This is a genomic window from Burkholderia sp. HAN2018 (assembly GCF_024704855.1).
GTDB lineage: Bacteria > Pseudomonadota > Gammaproteobacteria > Burkholderiales > Burkholderiaceae > Burkholderia > Burkholderia cepacia.
This window is the reverse complement of record NZ_QOBB01000158.1, coordinates 1-17,460: the sequence shown is the minus strand read 5'-3', so window position 1 is coordinate 17,460 and position 17,460 is coordinate 1. Positions and strand designations below refer to the sequence as shown.

Sequence of the window (17,460 nt, the reverse complement as noted above, 5' to 3'; positions counted from 1 at the left end):
GCTCGACACTGGCGCCTCGCGGCCGGGGAACGTCCGGGCCGCGTCCGGCGGCGCCGGCTGGCCCGGCGCGCCGTTCCTTCGATACGCCAACCGAGAGAGCGACCCATGCAACATCCGACCATCCGTACCCTGGCGGGCGCGACCGCGCCGACATCGATCGCCGCCGCCCGCACCGCGCTGCTGGTGATCGATTTCCAGAACGAATACTTCAGCGGCCGGCTGCCGATTCCCGAGGGACCGCGCGCGCTGGGCAATGCGCAGCGCGTGATCGCGTTCGCCGATCGCGCGGGCATTCCGGTGTTTCACGTCCAGCACGTCGATTCGCCCGACAGCCCGATCTTCGCGGACGGCAGCGACGGCTTCCGCTTTCATGCGAGCCTGCAGCCGGCGCCGCATCACGCGGTCGTGAAGAAAACCTCGGTGAGCGTGTTCCCGACGACGGACATCGATGCGCGCCTGAAGGCGGCCGGTATCGACACGCTGATCGTCACGGGCCTGATGACGCATGCCTGCGTGGCCGGCGCGGCACGCGATGCGGTGCCGCTCGGCTACGCGGTGATCGTCGTCGACGATGCCTGCGCGACGCGCGACCTCGACATCGCGGAGGGCGGCACGGTATCGCACCGCGACCTCCATCGCGCGACGCTGGCTGCGCTATCGGACACGTTCGGCGACGTGCTGACGACCGAGCAGGTGCTGGCGCTCGGCGTCGCCTGACGGCCGCCGGGTTCGTGCTTCAGTCGGCCCAGCCCGGCGCGGCGTACACGACTTCGCCGCGGAAGCACGTCTCGATCACGCGGGTTTGCGCGAACGTCTCGACGGGATGGGCGAACGGATTGCGATCGAGGATCGCGAAGCTCGCGTCCTTGCCCGCCTCGAGCGAACCCGTGCAGTCGTCGAAGCGCAGCGCATACGCGGTGTTCACCGTATAGGCCTCGAGCATCGTGAGCAGGTCGAGGCGTTCGTGCGGATTCCACGGCGGGCTGTCGGGCTGGTCGATCAGCAGGTGCGTGACGCCCGTCTGGATGATCTGCATCGGGTCCATCGTGCTGACCGACCAGTCGGAGCCGGCCGCGAGCATCGCGCCGGCGTTGCGCAGGCTGCGGAACGGATAGTTGCGCGCGGTGCGTTCGGCGCCGAGCAGGTCGCGATAGAGCTGCTGCTGCTCTTCGCGCGCGGCCGTCCACAGCGTCTGCACGCTGGCGATCGCGCCGAGCCGGTTGAAGCGGCTCATGTCGGCCGGATCGACGAGCTGCAGGTGCGCGAGCTGCGCGCGGCGGTCGCGCATGCCGTTGCGGATCCGGACATATTCGAGCGCGTCGAGCGTCATGCGCACCGCGCGGTCGGCGAGCGTGTGGAAGTGCAGGTCGAAGCCGGCGGAATCGGCGAGCAGGCAGATCTCGTTCAGCGCGTCCTGGCTCCACAGCGCGAGGCCGCAGTCGTCGGTGCCGGCGTACGGCTCGAGCAGCGCGGCGGTTTTCGATTCGGGCACGCCGTCGACGAAGATTTTCACTGTATGCAGGCGCAGGTTGTCGCATTCGTACGCGCGACGCCAGGCGGCGAAGCGCTCGATCTGCTCGCGCGGATCGCGGCGCGGGTTCGCATAGAGGCCCGCGCTCATGTACACCTTCAGCGTGCCCGCGCGCTGCGCGTCGGCATACGCCTTGAGTTCGGCCTCCTCGACGCGTGCGTCGAACCAGCCGGTGATGCCGTAGCCGTGCGCCATCGCGTGCGCTTTCGCGAGCGACTTCGGGTAGCCGGCCGGGCTCAGTTGCGGAATGAGCGGGCAGACGCGATAGAACGCCGCTTCGTGTACGACACCGTTCGGCGCGCCGGACGCGTCGCGTTCGTAAACGCCGCCGGCCGGGTCGGGCGTGTCGGCGTGGATGCCGGCCGCTTCGAGGCCCTTCGTGTTGAGGCAGCCGCTGTGCACGTCGAAGCCGACCACGAGCAGCGGCCGGTCGGGCACGATCCGGTCGAGCAGTTCGCGGGTCGGATACGCGCCGAATGCGGCCAGGTTGGCGCCGCCGAGATAGACCCACGGCTCGTTCGGCGTCGCATCGGCGCAGGCGCGGATGCGCTGCAGGATCGTGTCGGGATCGTTGATGCCGGACAGGTCGAAGTCGCCGAGGATCTGGTGGCCTTCGAGCGGGTGCACGTGGCCGTCGACGAGGCCCGGCAGCATCAGCCTGCCGGCCAGGTCGACGGTGCGCGTCGCGGGGCCGATGAGCGGACGGATATCGTCGTCGCGGCCGACCGCGACGATCTTGCCGTCCCGGGTGGCGAGCGCCTGCGCGAAGCGGCGCTGCGCGTCGCCGGTGTAAAGCAGGCCGTTCAGGTAGGCGGTGTCGGCGTATTGCATGTGTCTCCTCCGGATGGGGGCTGATCGACGGGCGCACGTGTCCGGCGGGCGGGCCGAGGGGCTCGTCCGGTCGCGTGAACCCGGTCGGGTTGGAATGGGATGGGGGCGGCTATGTGCCGGTGCTGCGCGGCAGGCGCCGCGATGCGTCGCGGTGAAGGCCGGCCGCGGCCGGGGCGTAATGCCGATCCCGCCGCCGGGCCTGAAGCGGCGGATCGATGGGCGACGCGCGCGCGGCCGTGCGGGCCGGCGTCCATCCGGTATTCGGCATTCGGTGTCTCCGTGGCATCCGACGCGTTCCCGTCGTCGGGTGAGTCAGATACTAGGAGCGGGGCGGCCGGCTGTCTGTCATCGTTTTTAGGACAACCTGCGACAAAGCCGGCGGGGGCGGCGGGTGTGGCCGGGATGCGGAGGCGTCGTCTAGCGCCCGCGGTCTGCCGGCGGTTCTTCTTCGGTCACGCACCACGCGAACAGCCCGGCCCGGTTCGCCACGCCGAGTTTCGCGAGCGCGCGCCCGAGATAGGTGCGCACGCTGCTCGGCTTGAGTGCGAGCGTGTCGGCGATCCGGGGGACGGGCCGGCCTTGCAGCACCGCGCGGCACACGAGCCGTTCGCGCTGCGACAGCGTGGCGCCGCTGGCCGACAGGCGCTGTTCGAACCGCTGCAGCAACGCGCCGTCGTCCGAGCGGGGCGTCAGGCGGGCGAGCCGCGCGTGCTGGATCAGCAGCGGCAGCACGAAATCGCCGAGCTGCCGCAGCAGCGCCAGTTCGGCCAGCGTATAGGACGGCTGGCCGCGCCGGCGGAACAGCGAGAACGCATAGACATAGTCGCGCTCGCTGCCGAGCAGCGTGCAGTCTTCGCCGAGTTCGCCGAGCGCGAACTGGCGGCCGTATTCGGTTGCCGTGTCGACGTCCTCGTTGCACGAGAACACGAGCTGCGAATCGGTGGTGCGCTCGATGTGCGGGAGCAGCGTGTCGTTGCGCCAGTCGCCCTGTGTATACAGATCGAGTGCGTGGCGCGTGCCGTCGGGATCGTCGCCGCCGGCGAAGAACAGCACGTCGACGCTGTCGACCGACTGCGACGGCGCGTCACGCCGGTAGCGCGTCGCGACGCTGTAATGGGACTGCGGATCGACGGTTTCGCGCAGCCAGGCCCAAAGCCGGGCGGGAAACTGCGGACTGCCGAGGCTGGCGACCAGGTCGCCGGCATTGCTGAGGGAAATATGGGCGGGGCTCATCGTTGACACCGTCTTCGCGAACGGCCGCCCGTGCCGGCCGTGTTTCGCGTGCGACGGCGAGCCGGCGGCGCGGCGGCCGGCGGTGCGGTCATGCGGGACGGAGGCCGGCGCGGCGGCGAAGCTCGATTGTAGGAGACTTCGCCGCCGCGAGGCATTCGCGCTTGCCCGGCGGGCGGCCGATCGTCCGTCGACGGGCGGCGCGCATCGTTGCGCGCCGCGTGGCGGCCCCGCGCGTCAGAACATCGTGTTCGCGTTCGCGGACGTTTCGGGTACCGGCTGGATCACGTCCCAGTGTTCGACGATCTTGCCGTCCTTCACGCGGAAGATGTCGACGACGGCCTCGCCGCGGTCGCCCGGGCGCTCGGTCGCGTGCACGTGCAGGTAGACGAGGTCGCCGTCGGTTGCGCTGCGCACGATGCGCGCGCGCGACGCCGGGTTCTTCTGGAAGGCGCCGACGAAGTACGACACGAACGGCTTCTTGCCGTCCGGTACGTGCGGGTTGTGCTGTTTGTAGTCGTCCGCGACGACGGCGGCGGCCTCGACCGCTTCGTGCTTGTTGAAGAAGCGGTCGTAGAACGTCAGCACGAGCTGGCGGTTGGCTTCCTCGGCGGCCAGGTTGCGCGTGGCCGGGCCGGCGGCCAGCGCGGCCGTCGACGCGGCCAGCAGGACGAGCGCGGCAACGGTGCGAACGGGGGAGCGGAGCGATGACATGTAGCGGGTTCCTTGTCTGACGAAGCGTGGGTTGGCGCGCGATGAGCGACGGCGGGTCGAGCCGGCGATGACGATCGGCGGACGACGGGGCAGGATGGCAGATGCACGGGCGTTGTCGACGCGAGGGATTCGCCGCCCGGTTCGTATCGTCGAGATACGGAGTGGGCGCGTCGTCGTCATGCTTCGTTGAACTGCCGAATCCGCGCGGCTGCCGGGCCGCTCGAATGGTACAGTTGCCGCGAACCCGTCACAAGAAGTCAGCGCGGTGTGAACAGGTCACACCGCGCTGACCATGCGTTGCCCTTGAAAGAGAATCCCGTCATGCCGTTCCCGCCCGCCGACGAAACCGTCGAACTCGATCAGCCCTGCCCGATCCGCGATGTGCTCGACCGCATCGGCGACCAGTGGAGCCTGCTCGTGCTCGAAGCGCTGTCCGGCGGGACGATGCGTTTCAACGAACTCGCCCGCGCGATCGGCGATGTGTCGAAGCAGATGCTGTCACGCACGCTCAAGCGGCTCGAGCAGGACGGCTTCGTCAGCCGCACGCTGTTCGCCGAAGTGCCGCCGCGCGTCGAATATGCGCTGACCGACCTCGGGCGGTCGTTCCTGACGCCGATGCAGGCGATGATCCAGTGGGCGGACGAACATCATCGCGCGATCTGCGCCGCGCGGCGCCGTGCACGGGAGCTGGACGGCGGCGGGCGCTGAGCAGGGCGTACGCGCTGTTTTGTCGATGGACGGTGTGCGGCGAATCGAGTGCGATGCGACGAGGCATGCTGCGATTGCATGTGCATTGCCGCATGTGATTTCGTTATCCGAATGATCTCGACGGGGCGACAGGCATCGCCGAAGTTTCAATGTGCTCCGTTCGTCCCGAATGCGGGAATGCACTGGCGGTGCCCCGCTTGCGGAGTACGCGCCGGGGCGATTGCAATGGCGGTCTTTCGCTGCATGGCGCATGAGAGGTGCGGCAGGGGCTGGCCGAACCGGGATGGCGTACCGCAGACCGGCGGGCATATCGATTGCCGAGGGTGCCTGATCCGATGGACGCCTGGGCGCATGCGTCGGGGCGAGGTGGGGCAGGGCGCGCGGGGGCGCCTGCCGGGCATCATGATGTCGAGGCTGAATGGCGCGGGTTCGTCGCGCCGCCTGGTTCCGGGGCTGCCATCGGCCGAGTGCGGGGTGCCGCGCGCCTGCCTATCGCCACGTGCCGTCGACGTAGATCCACACCTGTCCCTGGCGGCGCCAGTAGCCGGGCACCCATCGACGCCCGGGGCGCCGTGCGACCCAGCGGCCCGGCACCCATATATAGCGGCCTCGCTGCCAGCGCCAGTAACCGTCCGTCCATATATAGCCGTGCGGCCGCGGCGGCGGCGGGCGGCGATCGTGTCTCGCGGCCGGCGGCGCGAAGCCCGGGCGGTCCGCATAGGGCGGCCTGCCGGGCACGCGGTTCGGGCCGGGCGGCCGATATCCGGGCGGCGGGGGCGGCACGGGCTGGGCCGAAGCGGCACGGAGCCAGCCGCCGGTGCCGACGAAGGCGGCGGTCAATCCGATGGCGCGCAACAAGGAGCGTCGATTCATGGCGTGTCCTGTTCAGTATTCGAGGCTGCCTTACATTAGCCTGCCAGTCCGCCGGGCGGGTTACGCGTACGGTCAAGGCTGTTACCGTGTGTCACGGCAGGCGGGCGAACCGCCAGCGGGCGGAGGCCGGTCTCGCTGTTTTTCTGCGGCTGACGATGGATGTTGCCCGCGCTGCACGAACGTCGCGTCCTGTTTACCGGCTGACGGATGTGTTTTAGGCGCTCGGAGCCCGAAATTCGAGATCGAATCGGGTAAAATTTACCTATTCCGGGGTGCCGCGCCGAATCCGTTTGTTGTTTCTATGCAACCGTCAAGACGATGACATGAAAGAATGGTGCGATGGAAGCCTCCAAAAAGCCCCCGTCAAGAAGTCAAAAACAAACGTCAAAACAAATACTTATAACTCGGCCCCACTTTCATTATTTCTAGTTCTGGAAAAGCTTATTTCTTTATTTGCGGATCGCTCCCCTAGGGTACACCCCTAAACTCACGGTTCCCAAACGGGCAACTATCCGGGCGCGGCCAGCAGGATCGATGGCGCTCCCGGGCGGTTGCAGACCGTTTATGAACAAGGTCGCGAGACCTGCCTCTTTTTAGAAGGGAGCTCCACGAATGAACAAGACTCTGATCGTTGCAGCAGCTGCAGCATCGTTCGCAACCGTCGCTCACGCGCAAAGCAGCGTCACGCTGTACGGCGTGCTGGACGCAGGCATCACCTACCAAAGCAACGTCGGCGGCAAGTCGCTGTGGTCGATGGGCTCGGGCGTTGACCAAAGCCGTTTCGGTCTGCGTGGTTCGGAAGACCTCGGTGGCGGCCTGAAGGCAATCTTCACGTTGGAAAGCGGTTTCAACATCGGTAACGGCAAGCTGGGCAACAACGGCGGCATGTTCAACCGCCAGGCTTTCGTTGGCCTGTCGAGCCAGTACGGCACGGTTACGCTGGGTAAGCAATACGACGCAACGCAAGACTACCTGGCGCCGCTGACGGCAACGGGCTCGTGGGGCGGCACGTACTTCGCGCACCCGATCAACAACGATCGTCTGAGCACGAACGGCGACGTCGCGCTGAACAACTCGATCAAGTACACGAGCGCTAACTACGCTGGCCTGCAATTCGGCGGCACGTACTCGTTCTCGAACAACACGAACTTCGGCAACAACCGTGCATACAGCGCGGGTGCTGCATACCAGTTCCAAGGCCTGAAGCTGGCAGCAGCTTACTCGCAAGCGAACCTGGGTGACGGTACGAACACGAGCGGCGCATCGTCGATCAACGCACAAGGCCGTGTCCGTACGTACGGCGCTGCTGCTGGTTACGCATTCGGCCCGGCACAAGTCGGTGCTGCATGGACGCAATCGCGTATCGACAACCAGGCTAACGGTGTTGGCACGCTGCGCGCTGACAACTACGAAGTCAACGCAAAGTACAACCTGACGCCGGCTCTCGGCCTGGGTGCTGCTTACACGTACACGAACGCGAAGGTCAACAACGGCAGCTCGCACTGGAACCAGTTCGGCGTTCAAGCTGACTACGCTCTGTCGAAGCGCACCGACGTCTACGCACAAGCTGTGTACCAGCGTGGCGCGAAGGGCAACAACATCGTCGGCACGGGCATCTACAACGGCGACAACACGACGGCTTCGAGCTCGTCGATCAACCAAACCGCAGCAACGGTTGGTCTGCGTCACCGCTTCTAAGCGTGACGGCGGGGTAACCCGCTTCGCAGTATCGAAAAAGGCGCCTTCGGGCGCCTTTTTTTTCGTCTGTGGAACGAGGTGTCGGCGATTCGCATCCTCCGGGTGCAAAAAAGCGAGGCGTGTGCCTCGCTTTTCTCGTTGTGCGTCGTTGCGGGGCGATACCCGCCGCAGATGGCTCAGCGCGTGTATTCGCCGTTGGCTTCCGGCTGGAACACGATCGCGGCGACCTTCATCAGCTTTTCGGCGCCGCTCGGCTGCATCACCTTGACCATCTGGCCGCGCTGGGTGCCCAACAGTGCCATACCGACGGGCGAGAAGACGTTCAGGCGGCCCAGTTCGAGATTGGCGGCATCCGGATAAACAATCGTCCAGGTGGCCTGTTCCTGGGACGCTTCGTCAAGCAGCGTGATTTGCGAATTCATCGTGACGACGTTCGCCTTGATGGCATCGGGCTGGACGATGTCGGCGCGCTCGAGCAGCGTATCGAGCATCGTCTGGAAGCGCGGGTTGTGTTCGGCGTGCTTCTCGAGGCGAGCAACGTCGAGTTCGGTCAACTGGTAAAGGCGTTGTTTCATGGCTGTTCTCCAAATGATCGGCAGGGGCAGGCGTGGCGTGCCTATGAGGATCGCCCGGAGCCTGTCTGACCTGGCTCCGGGAGGAGACCGAGCCGTCAGATCAGGCGCCGGGCAGGGGCGAGCGGCGCTTGGGCCGTGCGTCGAGCGAGGGGATGCGCCGGATGACCGGCGCGCGCGCGCACGCCGGCCGGGCCGGACGGCGAAACCGAAAGGGGCGTGAGCGCGTACATGGTGGATGGAAGATCGATTGACGAATAGAACCTTACGATTCTACAACACAACCTTCGGAATATGTGATCTGGCCGTCGGCAGTTCGTCAGCTATTGTTGTGCTGCTGAAGCAAGTTGTCGCGATATCGCCCGAAAAATGTCGTCTATTTTTGTCGAAATCGCAACGCTGTATGTTCAAACTAAGGGTTTCCCCTTGGAGATGCGAGAACTACACTGCATTCAATCGCTTCAGACAGTCCTGCCGAGGCGACGTCATAAGAGAACATATTCCGGAGGTAAATCATGAAGTCGATCATCTACGCAGCCATCGCCGCATCCGTCCTTGCCGCCCCGATCGCATCGTTTGCACAGTCCGAGCAGGGTTTGACCCGCGACCAGGTCAAGGCCGAGCTCGTGCAACTCGAACAGAACGGCTACAAGCCGCTGGCGAGCGATTCGCAGTATCCGGACAACATCCAGGCCGCCGAACAACGCATTCAACCGAACCAGCCGATGCTCGCGCAAGCCGATACGAGCGGCTACGGTGCCGTGGCAACGGGTGCCGGGCAAGCCGGCCGCCGCATGACGCGTGAAGCACCGAACCCCGTGAACTCGGTCTACTTCGGGAACTGAACACCGCCGGGTCTGCCCGAGCGCACCGCTTAATCGACGAGACGCGCGCCAGTTGCGCGCGTCATTCGCCCGCAGGAGCAGAACCTCCGTCGCCGCATTCCGGCGGCTTTCCGCCCAGACGCTCACGCGTTTGGGCCTTTTTTGCTGGGGCGGGTCAGGCGGACGTAACCGCAGGCGTACCGTGGATATAGTGTTCGAGCTGGCTGATCGTGAACTGCTGATCGGCAATCACGCTCTTGACGAGGTCGCCGATCGAGATGAGGCCGACCAGCTTGCCGCCGTCGAGGACGGGCAGGTGGCGCATCCGGTGTTCGGTCATCAGCGCCATGCACTCGTCGGTGGATTGCGACGGTTCGACGTAGCGCACCTTCGCCGTCATGATTTCCTCGACGCGGGTGGCTTTCGACGAGCGATCCTGCAGGACGATCTTGCGCGCGTAATCGCGCTCGGTGACGATGCCCGCGATGTCGTCGCCGTCCACGACCAGCAGCGCGCCGATGCCCTTTTCCGCCATCAGCTTGATGGCGTCGTAGACGAGATCGGTCTTCGTGACGGTATAGATGGTGCGGCCCGAATCCGGCTTGGCCTTGAGAATCTGCGCGACAGTCGTGCTCATTCGCTTTCTCCGTGTGCAGGTCGATGCAGGGCAGGCAGGGCGTGATGCGTGTCACCCGATGAGCCCAGTATAGCCGCGCAGGTGGCGGCAGTCGCGTGACGATTCCAGATTAGCGGTAAACTCCCGTCACGCACTATCCACACAACTCCTACATTCCTGAACGTTTCGATTGAATTCATGATGTCTTCGCGTCCACAATCGCCCACGCCGGGCAATGGCCAGGCCGACGAGTGCGTGATGCTCGTCGCCACCGCGTCGCTGCCCACACGCTACGGTACGTTCAAGTCGTACGCTTTCCGCGTATCGGGCAGCGATGCCGAACATCTCGCGCTCGTGATGGGTGACGTCGCCGGCGAGCAGTCCGTGCTGACGCGGCTGCATTCCGAATGCCTGACCGGCGACGTGTTCGGCTCGTACCGCTGCGACTGCGGCGAGCAACTCGATCTTGCGTTGCGCTACATCGCGGCCGAAGACCGCGGCGTGCTGCTGTATCTGCGCGGGCATGAAGGGCGCGGGATCGGCCTGAGCAACAAGATTCGCGCGTACGCGCTGCAGGAGCAGGGGCGCGACACCGTCGAGGCAAACCTCGACCTCGGCCTGCCCGACGATGCCCGCGAATACGACTCGGCCGCCGCGATCCTCCGGATCCTCGGCGTGACGTCGGTGCGGCTGATGAGCAACAACCCGGCGAAGTTCGACACGCTCGCGAAGCACGGCATTCCCGTCTGCGAACGCGTGGCGCTTGCGGTGCCCGTGCGCGAGGAAAACGAGCGTTATATCCGCACGAAGCAGACGAAGTTCGGGCATTACTTCGAAGAAAACGAGTAATCCCCGCGGGCGCGCCGGTGCCCGTTTCTCGTCATCTGTTCCCGTGATCGTCGCCGGCGGACGCGACGATCACGATTTCCCCCTTCGTCCTCTCTGCCTTCGGGTTGGTGACGACACTCGCGTCACGCCGCCTGAACGATCCTGTTCCCCATGTCCACACCGTCGAAAATCGAAACCGCGCGTCTGACGCTGCGTCGCTGGCAGCCGGTGGATGCGGGTGCGCTGTCGGCGCTGCATGCGGATCCGGACGTGACCGCGTGGCTCGCGCGCGGCCCGATGTCCGTTGACGAGGCGAGCGACGTCATCGCGCGCTTCGACGCGCATTTCGATGCGTACGGCTTCGGCCCGTGGGCGGTCGAGCGCCGCGCCGACGGGATGTTGATCGGGGTGTGCGGCCTGTCGCACGAGGTGCGCGCAACGCACCCGATGGCGCCGTGCGTCGAGATCATGTGGCGGCAGGCTCGCCACGCATGGGGACATGGCTACGTCGCCGAAGCGGCTGCCGCCGCGTTGGCCGACGGGTTCGAGCGGATCGGGCTCGGCGAGATTCTCGCGTGGACCGCCGACACTAATCTACGATCGCAGCACGTGATGCAGCGGCTCGGCATGCACCATCAGCCCGCGCGCGATTTCGACCATCCTGCGTTGCCGGAAGGGCACGCGCTGCGTCGGCACGTCGTGTATGCCGCCCGCGCCGCCGGCCTGGCCGGCGCGTAACGACTCACGCGGATTCGCTCGTCAGCGCCACGTACCGTTCTGCAGCACGATCCGGTAGCCGTCGGCATCCTCGAAGGTCTGGCCGGATATTTCCCAGTACGGATTGAACGACGTCACGGGCATGAAGCCGTGCGCCGTGGCGCGCGCGCAGGCGGCTTCCCATTCCGGCCGATCGGGCAGGTAGAACACGATCAGGTCTTCCGGCGTCGGCGACGGCGCGATCGGATGGTCGGGGCAGTGCGTGAATTCGAAGTGATAGTCGAGGCCGTCGCGTCCGAGCATCACGCCGGAAAAGCCGTCGTGATCCTCAAAGCGTGCGAGAACGGACAGGTCGAGAGCGTTGCGATACATGCGCTCGGTTCGGGCGAGGTTGCTGACCGGGCGGGCAATGCGCAGATGGGCGTGCAAGATGGCCTCGGGGGAACGTGGCAGACCCGCCGATGATAATCGATCCGGATTGTGGCGCGTCGGAATGCCCGGGCAGGCAATCGATGAAGGAGGGCGGTGGTATGGCCCCGCAATTCGAGCAGGCAAGAAAAAGCCCGCTACATTGAGCGGGCTGAATCCATGTTTGGAGACATGGAGGAGACAGACGTGAATTTAAGGGAAAACCCGAGGCATGGCAAGCCCTAGTTGTATCGATACAACTTCCTGTTGTGCCGCGTTCACATGCCGCTGGCCCGCGCATGCGCCGCAAACGCGCTGAATCGCTCCTGCGCGACCGGCAGCGCGAACTTGTCGCGCATCTCCGTCTCGATCCATGCACAGGCCTCGCGTGCGCAGTCGGTCAGCGCGTGGCGTGTCGCATGCCCGTCGATGTCGTAGACGAAGCGCACGCCGACCTCGTCGTCGGCGACCTGTCGCTCGAGCTGGTTGAGCTGCAGTTGTGGCCCGTGCTGTTGCGACAGCGCGCGCAATTCGTCGAAGTGATATTCGAGCCAGTCGGCAAAGAACAGCGCGTCGCTGTGGCACGGCAGCCGGAAGGCCGCGCTGCGCGACGGACGCGGCCCGGCTTCACCGGCCGGTGCGTGCGATTCGCCGTCGGTGGCGATGGACGTGTCGACAGGGGCGAGCGGATGCTGAAGCCGGCGGTAGGGCTCGCGATCGCGCAGCGCATGCCACAGCAATTCGTCACCGGCGGCGCCGGACGGCTGCATCGTCAGGTCATGCCGGCCTTCGCCGGCCGGGGCGATGTCGCGGATCACGAGGCGCAGCGAGCAGAGCGGTTCGTCCGCGACCAGCAACGTCGCCGCACGCGGCAGCCCGCAGACCAGCGGCGCCGCGCCGGGGGCACGGAACACGAGGCCGCGCCGGTCGAGCCGCACGAGCGGCAGCGGCCGTGGAAACGACGGGTAGGCGACCGCGATGCGGGCGCCGCCGGCGCTCGTCAACCCGGGCATCATCGCGCGAAAGACCTGAGACTGGTCCACGTTGATTCTCCTTCGTTACGATGCCGCCCGGACAGGAACGCGCGTTCCGGGTCAGGCGGCGATGGCTTGCCGGGCGGCCTGCCCCGGCTCGATTCCTAGCGCGGCAAACGTTTGCGGATCGATGTCGATCCAGCACGCGACCACCAGACGCCCATCTACCTGCTTCGGCGGGCCTGCGCGGTGCGCGTGTATGCCGATCCGGCGGAACAGCCGCTCCATGCTCGCGAACGTCACGCCGATCAACTGCCGTGCGCCGAGCTGCGCCGCGCACTCGACGACGGCCGCGAGCATCGGGCGCACGGCCCATTCGGCGTTGCCCGGCCCGCCTTCGTCGTCGGTCGCCGCGAACCGGGACAGCTCCCAGACTGCGGCCGATTGCGGCAGCGGCATGTCTTCGGCGATCAGGTCGGCGAACAGCGACTTCAGCAGATACGGGCGCGTCGTCGGCAGCAGGCGCGCACATCCGCACATGTCGCCGCCGGCGTTTCGCGCGAACACATAGACGGTATCGTCGCGATCGAACTGGTCGCGCTCGAAGCTTTCGTTCGCCGACGGGAGCGCCCAACCGAGCTGTTCGACGAACACACGGCGCCGATAGCGCCCGAGATCCGCTGCAAGTTCGTGTGGCAACCGCCCTTCCTCGTGAACGAAGGTCCGCATGGTGTCCTCGGATTTGTGCTTTTGTATGTGCGCATTACATCGCGCCGCACGAGGGGGCTGTAACTGGTAACTCTTACAGGGTGACGATGGAATGACGCCGATCAGGACGTGGTAACGGTTTCTTGATCAACGGGATTGAAAACCGGGCCGCTTTTGCTTATAAAGAGCGCCAGCACTGCGGAAATTGTCAGAGGAATGCGGGGCCAGTTGTCACTGGAGCGTCTGACCGGCATGATAGGCGTCGTTGTGCCCGAGCAGGGCCGACGCGACCGCTGCGGGCCAGTCGATGCACGCGAGCCGCGCGGCAAGCGCGGCGGCCGTGCGGAACATGCCGATGTCGGCACCCGTGGCGTCGACGGCCATCACGTTGCTGCGGACGTCGCCGCCCGCGATCACGAACGTGCCCGTCGCGCGTTCGAGGTACCAGTCCCAGCCGACCGTCACGTAAGCGACGCCGGCACTGGCCGGGCGATGCCATTCGGTATAACCGGCGAGGCGTGCGTCGATTGCGCTGTCGCGCAGTTCCGCACGCAGCGATGCGTCGAGGCCGCTTGCGACATGGTCGAGCGCGAGCACGGCCAGTGCGCTTTCTGACAGGCGTACGTAGCCGTCCGGGGACGGGCCGGGGACCGGGTGCAGCAAAGGTGAAGTCATGCGCGGAATGTATCAGCGTCGAACGGGTGCTGGAACCTGACAAGTATGACAGCGTGACGTTGTCGGAGAATGAATGGAACTGCGCTGGCAGGATGCCTATCAACAATTCAGTGCCGCGGAAGACGAGCAGCAGCTCTTCCAGCGGATTGCCGCCTATTCCAAACGGCTGGGATTCGAATACTGCTGTTATGGCATTCGCGTGCCGCTGCCGGTATCGAAGCCGTCGGTAGCCATCTTCGATACCTATCCCGACGGCTGGATGGCGCACTATCAGGCGCACAACTACATCGAGATCGATTCGACGGTTCGTGACGGCGCGCTCAGCACCAACATGATCGTCTGGCCGGACGTCGACCAGATCGAACCGTGCCCGCTGTGGCAGGACGCGCGTGATTTCGGGCTGTCGGTGGGCGTCGCGCAATCGAGCTGGGCGGCCCGCGGCGCGTTCGGCCTGCTGAGCATCGCACGCCATGCGGACCGCCTGACGCCGGCCGAAATCAACATGCTGACGCTGCAGACGAACTGGCTCGCGAACCTGTCGCATTCGCTGATGAGCCGCTTCATGGTGCCGAAGCTGTCGCCGGCGGCGGGCGTCACGCTGACCGCGCGCGAGCGCGAGGTGCTGTGCTGGACGGCCGAGGGCAAGACCGCGTGCGAAATCGGCCAGATCCTCAGCATCTCGGAGCGAACGGTCAACTTCCACGTCAACAACATCCTCGAGAAGCTGGGTGCGACGAACAAGGTCCAGGCGGTCGTCAAGGCAATCTCGGCCGGGCTGATCGAGGCGCCCTGACCTCGAACGAGGGCGGGCGGCAGCGCGAAATGCCGCTGCCGCCAGGCCGCTCACTCCATCATCGGCTCCGCTTCCTTCGCGGTCCAGCTCACGCTGGAAATGCTCTTCTCCATGCTCATCCGGCTCGCGATCTGCTCGAGCTTCTGCTGATCCTTCGGATGCAGCTTCAGTGTCGCGGTCACCTTCAGCCGGTCCGGCTGGTCGGGCACGTCCTCGCTCGTGAGGCTCTGGAACGACAGCGGCTTCGCATACATCGAGTTCGACAGCAGCGTGCGGATGTGCACTTCGTCGGCGGTCAGGCAGATCACGGTGATCTGGTATTCGCGCACGAGATCGGCGTTCGACACCGGGGTTGCGTTGATCGCCTGGCTGACGCCGCGCAGCACCGTATTGGTGAGGAGTACGACGCCCGTGCCGGCAAGCGCGGGCACGTAATGACCGGAGCCGGCCAGTACGCCGACGGCGGCCGAGCACCACAGTGTCGCGGCCGTGTTGATGCCCTGGATCGAGCCCTTGTCGCGCATGATCACGCCGCCGCCGAGAAAGCCGACGCCCGATACGACGTATGCGGCGATCTGCGTGACGCCCGCGACGCCGTTGCCGGTCAGCGCGCCGAGCGTGACGAACAGGCACGCGCCGCTCGCGACGAGCGTGATCGTGCGCAGGCCGGCCGTGCGCTGGCGCATCTGGCGCTCGAGGCCGATGGCGACGCCGCAAGCGAACGCGGTGAAAAGGCGGAGTGCGAAATCGAAAGTCATGGTTGTCCTGCCGTGCAAGGAGCGCGTGCCGTCCCGCGTCGCTGCGGCGCAAGGCCGAATGCGACACGACGATAGCCGTCATCGCGCGGTACTGTACCGCGCGAATGCGTCATTCAGTGTGAAACGGTGGGCGTGCGGCTCGCGGAACGCGAGCCGGGCAGGAGAACTGCGTCGGACAGGCGTTCAGGCGGCAAGCGGCGCACGCAACGGAGTGCTGCAACTGTCCACGATGGTTCCTGAAGGAAGAATGGGCGGCATTCTAGTGGGCGGCGCGCGCATGCGTCAACCGCCTCGCGGCGGTCGTGCTACTGCGCCGAGCCGATCGTCCCCGTCGCGAGCGCGAGCGCGGCGGCAGCGGACAGTGCACCGGCATAGCTGTCGACCTCCGCGTTGCGCGCGGCGAGCAACTGGCTTTGCGCGATCGTCGCATCGGTGACCGAACCGACGCCGTTCCGGTACGCGGTCAGCGCCGCGTCGTAGCTCGTCTGCGCGGCATCGACGAGCGCCTTTGCGGCGTCGTGTGACGCAAGGCTCGTCTGCACCGCGTTCTGCGCGGCGACCACCTGGCGGACGGCTTCCTCCTTGGTTCGCGTGAGTCGCGCGGACGCGCTTTCCGCGTCGTTGCGCGCCTGCATCAGCACGGCCGAGCGCATGCCGCCGTCGTACAGCGGGATCGTCACGCCGAGGAACACGCCGCCGCCGTAGCGGCTGCCGTTCAGGTTGACGGTCGGTGACTGGTCGCCGATCGCGGGCAGCGCGGAGATGGACGTGCCCCCGCTCGCGTACGACGTCGACGCGGACAGGAAGATCTTCGGCATGAACGCGGCTTCCGCGGCCTTGATCTTCGCGCGATTGGCTTTTTCAAGCGCGAACGCGCCCTGCAGGTCGGGGCGGCGCGCAATTGCGTCCGACACGATCGCGTCGACCGACGAGCCGAGTGCGGGCGGCAGCGGCCGCTTCGGCAGCGCGGCGATGGTCGGCTTCGACAGCGGCGAGATGCCGAGCGCGGAGACGAGGGCGAGGTAGCTGTCGCTCTCCGCGCCGTTCGCCTGCACGAGCGCGAGGTTTGCCTGCGCGCGGTTCTGCGTCGCCTGCGCGAGCTCGACGACCGTGCCGACGCCGTGCTTGAGCCGCGCGCGGGAGGCCGCGAGGATCGCGTCCGCGTTCGCGAGACCCTGCTGCGCGCTGAGGGCGCGCGAGCGCGCGGCTTCGTAGCGGTAGTACGCGACGGTCACGTCGTGGATCACCTGCTGATGCACGGCCGTGAACGCGACGTTCGACGCGATCGACGCCTGCTCGGCCGCCTCGACGCGCGCCGCGCGGCCGCCGAAATCGAACAGCAGCCATTGCAGCGACAGCGCCGAGATCGTGCCGTGAACGGTGGTGTCGCTCGACGAGTCGCCGAGGATCGTCGACGTCGAGCCGTGGTTGGCCTGGTACGCGCCCATGGCCGTCGCCGACAACCTCGGCAGGTAGGCGGCCTTGGCCAGGCCGACTGCGAGCGCCGCGTTGCGCGCGTCGTTCCAGGCGATGCGGGTCAGCGGGTTCGCCGACTCGGCGAGATCGATCAGTTCGGGCAGCGTGTACGCGTGCGCGGCATCGAGCGCAGCCGGCGGCGAGACCGACGCGAGCGCGGGCGAGGCGGGCAGCGTGTAGTCGTGAGAACCTTGCGCGGACGCGCGCGGCGGGCCCGGCACGATGTCGCCGGCAGCCGACGTTTGCGGCTGCCATGGGCGGTCGGACGCCTCCGGCGCCAGATCGATCGACGACGTCGCGCAGCCGGCCAGCGCGACGGCGGTCGCGAGGGCGGCGGCGGCGATCGAGGCGGCCGGCGGTTCAGGTAGGCGCATGGGGGGCAGGCTCCTTCGGTGTGGCTTGACGGGCGGCGTCGGCGATGTGCGCGAGCCGCGTGTCGATCAGGTTCAGCAGCGCGTCGCGCGCGGGGTCGGCAGGGGCAAGGCCCGGCGTGGTGGCCGGCGGTGCGGGCGAATCCGCATGACGC

19 protein-coding genes are annotated in these 17,460 nt (G+C 66.6%); 7 read left to right on the top strand and 12 right to left on the bottom strand.

Features of this window, described 5'->3' with window-relative positions; all coding sequences use genetic code 11:
• The first annotated feature begins 105 nt into the window (after nt 1-105).
• Nucleotides 106-717, top strand: a complete 612-nt coding sequence (locus DPV74_RS29300) for a cysteine hydrolase family protein (protein WP_027789412.1) — start codon at nt 106-108, stop codon at nt 715-717.
• A 19-nt stretch (nt 718-736) separates the two neighbouring features.
• Here the strand turns inward: DPV74_RS29300 and DPV74_RS29295 are convergent, their stop codons facing one another.
• From DPV74_RS29295 to DPV74_RS29285, 3 genes are all read right to left on the bottom strand, one after another.
• Complete coding sequence (locus tag DPV74_RS29295) at nt 737-2,362, bottom strand: amidohydrolase (RefSeq protein WP_119338444.1); 1,626 nt, start codon at nt 2,360-2,362, stop codon at nt 737-739.
• Nucleotides 2,363-2,779: 417 nt separating this feature from the next.
• Nucleotides 2,780-3,595, bottom strand: a complete 816-nt coding sequence (locus tag DPV74_RS29290; protein WP_119338443.1) for a helix-turn-helix transcriptional regulator — start codon at nt 3,593-3,595, stop codon at nt 2,780-2,782.
• A gap of 234 nt (nt 3,596-3,829) precedes the next feature.
• Nucleotides 3,830-4,306, bottom strand: a complete 477-nt coding sequence (locus DPV74_RS29285) for a nuclear transport factor 2 family protein (protein WP_027789409.1) — start codon at nt 4,304-4,306, stop codon at nt 3,830-3,832.
• A gap of 321 nt (nt 4,307-4,627) precedes the next feature.
• Between DPV74_RS29285 and DPV74_RS29280 the strand changes: the two genes are divergently transcribed.
• The gene (locus DPV74_RS29280; RefSeq protein ID WP_027789408.1) at nt 4,628-5,014 is read left to right on the top strand and encodes a helix-turn-helix domain-containing protein; all 387 of its coding nucleotides are present in this window, start codon (nt 4,628-4,630) and stop codon (nt 5,012-5,014) included.
• A gap of 489 nt (nt 5,015-5,503) precedes the next feature.
• On the opposite strand, the gene DPV74_RS29275 is transcribed toward DPV74_RS29280, so the two are convergent.
• Nucleotides 5,504-5,887, bottom strand: coding sequence for a YXWGXW repeat-containing protein (locus DPV74_RS29275; protein ID WP_059652797.1), 384 nt, complete (start codon nt 5,885-5,887; stop codon nt 5,504-5,506).
• 612 nt (nt 5,888-6,499) lie between these two features.
• Between DPV74_RS29275 and DPV74_RS29270 the strand changes: the two genes are divergently transcribed.
• A complete protein-coding gene (locus DPV74_RS29270) occupies nt 6,500-7,585 on the top strand; it encodes a porin (protein WP_027789407.1) in 1,086 nt (361 codons plus the stop codon).
• Between the two features lie 176 nt (nt 7,586-7,761).
• Here the strand turns inward: DPV74_RS29270 and DPV74_RS29265 are convergent, their stop codons facing one another.
• Entirely contained in the window at nt 7,762-8,160 is a 399-nt protein-coding gene (locus DPV74_RS29265) for a GreA/GreB family elongation factor (protein WP_021162294.1), read from the bottom strand.
• A 512-nt stretch (nt 8,161-8,672) separates the two neighbouring features.
• On the opposite strand from DPV74_RS29265, the gene DPV74_RS29260 reads away from it, so the two are divergent.
• The gene (locus DPV74_RS29260; RefSeq protein ID WP_027789405.1) at nt 8,673-9,002 is read left to right on the top strand and encodes a DUF4148 domain-containing protein; all 330 of its coding nucleotides are present in this window, start codon (nt 8,673-8,675) and stop codon (nt 9,000-9,002) included.
• Between the two features lie 154 nt (nt 9,003-9,156).
• Here DPV74_RS29260 and DPV74_RS29255 read toward each other — a convergent pair whose 3' ends face one another.
• The gene (locus DPV74_RS29255; RefSeq protein ID WP_060085547.1) at nt 9,157-9,618 is read right to left on the bottom strand and encodes a CBS domain-containing protein; all 462 of its coding nucleotides are present in this window, start codon (nt 9,616-9,618) and stop codon (nt 9,157-9,159) included.
• Between the two features lie 177 nt (nt 9,619-9,795).
• Between DPV74_RS29255 and ribA the strand changes: the two genes are divergently transcribed.
• The gene (ribA, locus tag DPV74_RS29250) at nt 9,796-10,446 is read left to right on the top strand and encodes a GTP cyclohydrolase II (RefSeq protein WP_119338442.1); all 651 of its coding nucleotides are present in this window, start codon (nt 9,796-9,798) and stop codon (nt 10,444-10,446) included.
• 150 nt (nt 10,447-10,596) lie between these two features.
• The gene (locus DPV74_RS29245; RefSeq protein WP_060199302.1) at nt 10,597-11,163 is read left to right on the top strand and encodes a GNAT family N-acetyltransferase; all 567 of its coding nucleotides are present in this window, start codon (nt 10,597-10,599) and stop codon (nt 11,161-11,163) included.
• 21 nt (nt 11,164-11,184) lie between these two features.
• Here the strand turns inward: DPV74_RS29245 and DPV74_RS29240 are convergent, their stop codons facing one another.
• The 4 genes from DPV74_RS29240 to DPV74_RS29225 form a co-directional block, all read right to left on the bottom strand.
• Nucleotides 11,185-11,571 carry a VOC family protein gene (locus DPV74_RS29240; RefSeq protein WP_119338441.1) on the bottom strand — a complete coding sequence of 129 codons (387 nt, stop codon included), beginning with the start codon at nt 11,569-11,571 and terminating at the stop codon, nt 11,185-11,187.
• Nucleotides 11,572-11,828: 257 nt separating this feature from the next.
• Complete coding sequence (locus DPV74_RS29235) at nt 11,829-12,593, bottom strand: hypothetical protein (RefSeq protein ID WP_205571952.1); 765 nt, start codon at nt 12,591-12,593, stop codon at nt 11,829-11,831.
• Between the two features lie 51 nt (nt 12,594-12,644).
• Nucleotides 12,645-13,253, bottom strand: a complete 609-nt coding sequence (locus DPV74_RS29230; RefSeq protein ID WP_027789397.1) for an acyl-homoserine-lactone synthase — start codon at nt 13,251-13,253, stop codon at nt 12,645-12,647.
• A gap of 210 nt (nt 13,254-13,463) precedes the next feature.
• Entirely contained in the window at nt 13,464-13,907 is a 444-nt protein-coding gene (locus DPV74_RS29225) for a DUF4902 domain-containing protein (protein ID WP_119338439.1), read from the bottom strand.
• Nucleotides 13,908-13,980: 73 nt separating this feature from the next.
• Here DPV74_RS29225 and DPV74_RS29220 point away from each other — a divergent pair, with 73 nt between their 5' ends.
• Entirely contained in the window at nt 13,981-14,700 is a 720-nt protein-coding gene (locus tag DPV74_RS29220; protein WP_027789395.1) for an autoinducer binding domain-containing protein, read from the top strand.
• A 50-nt stretch (nt 14,701-14,750) separates the two neighbouring features.
• On the opposite strand, the gene DPV74_RS29215 is transcribed toward DPV74_RS29220, so the two are convergent.
• Together DPV74_RS29215 and DPV74_RS29210 are read right to left on the bottom strand one after the other, a co-directional pair.
• The gene (locus tag DPV74_RS29215) at nt 14,751-15,458 is read right to left on the bottom strand and encodes an MgtC/SapB family protein (protein WP_119338438.1); all 708 of its coding nucleotides are present in this window, start codon (nt 15,456-15,458) and stop codon (nt 14,751-14,753) included.
• A gap of 305 nt (nt 15,459-15,763) precedes the next feature.
• Nucleotides 15,764-17,308: a TolC family protein gene (locus tag DPV74_RS29210; protein ID WP_059813697.1), complete on the bottom strand. Its 1,545-nt coding sequence runs from the start codon at nt 17,306-17,308 to the stop codon at nt 15,764-15,766.
• Nucleotides 17,309-17,460: the final 152 nt, after the last annotated feature.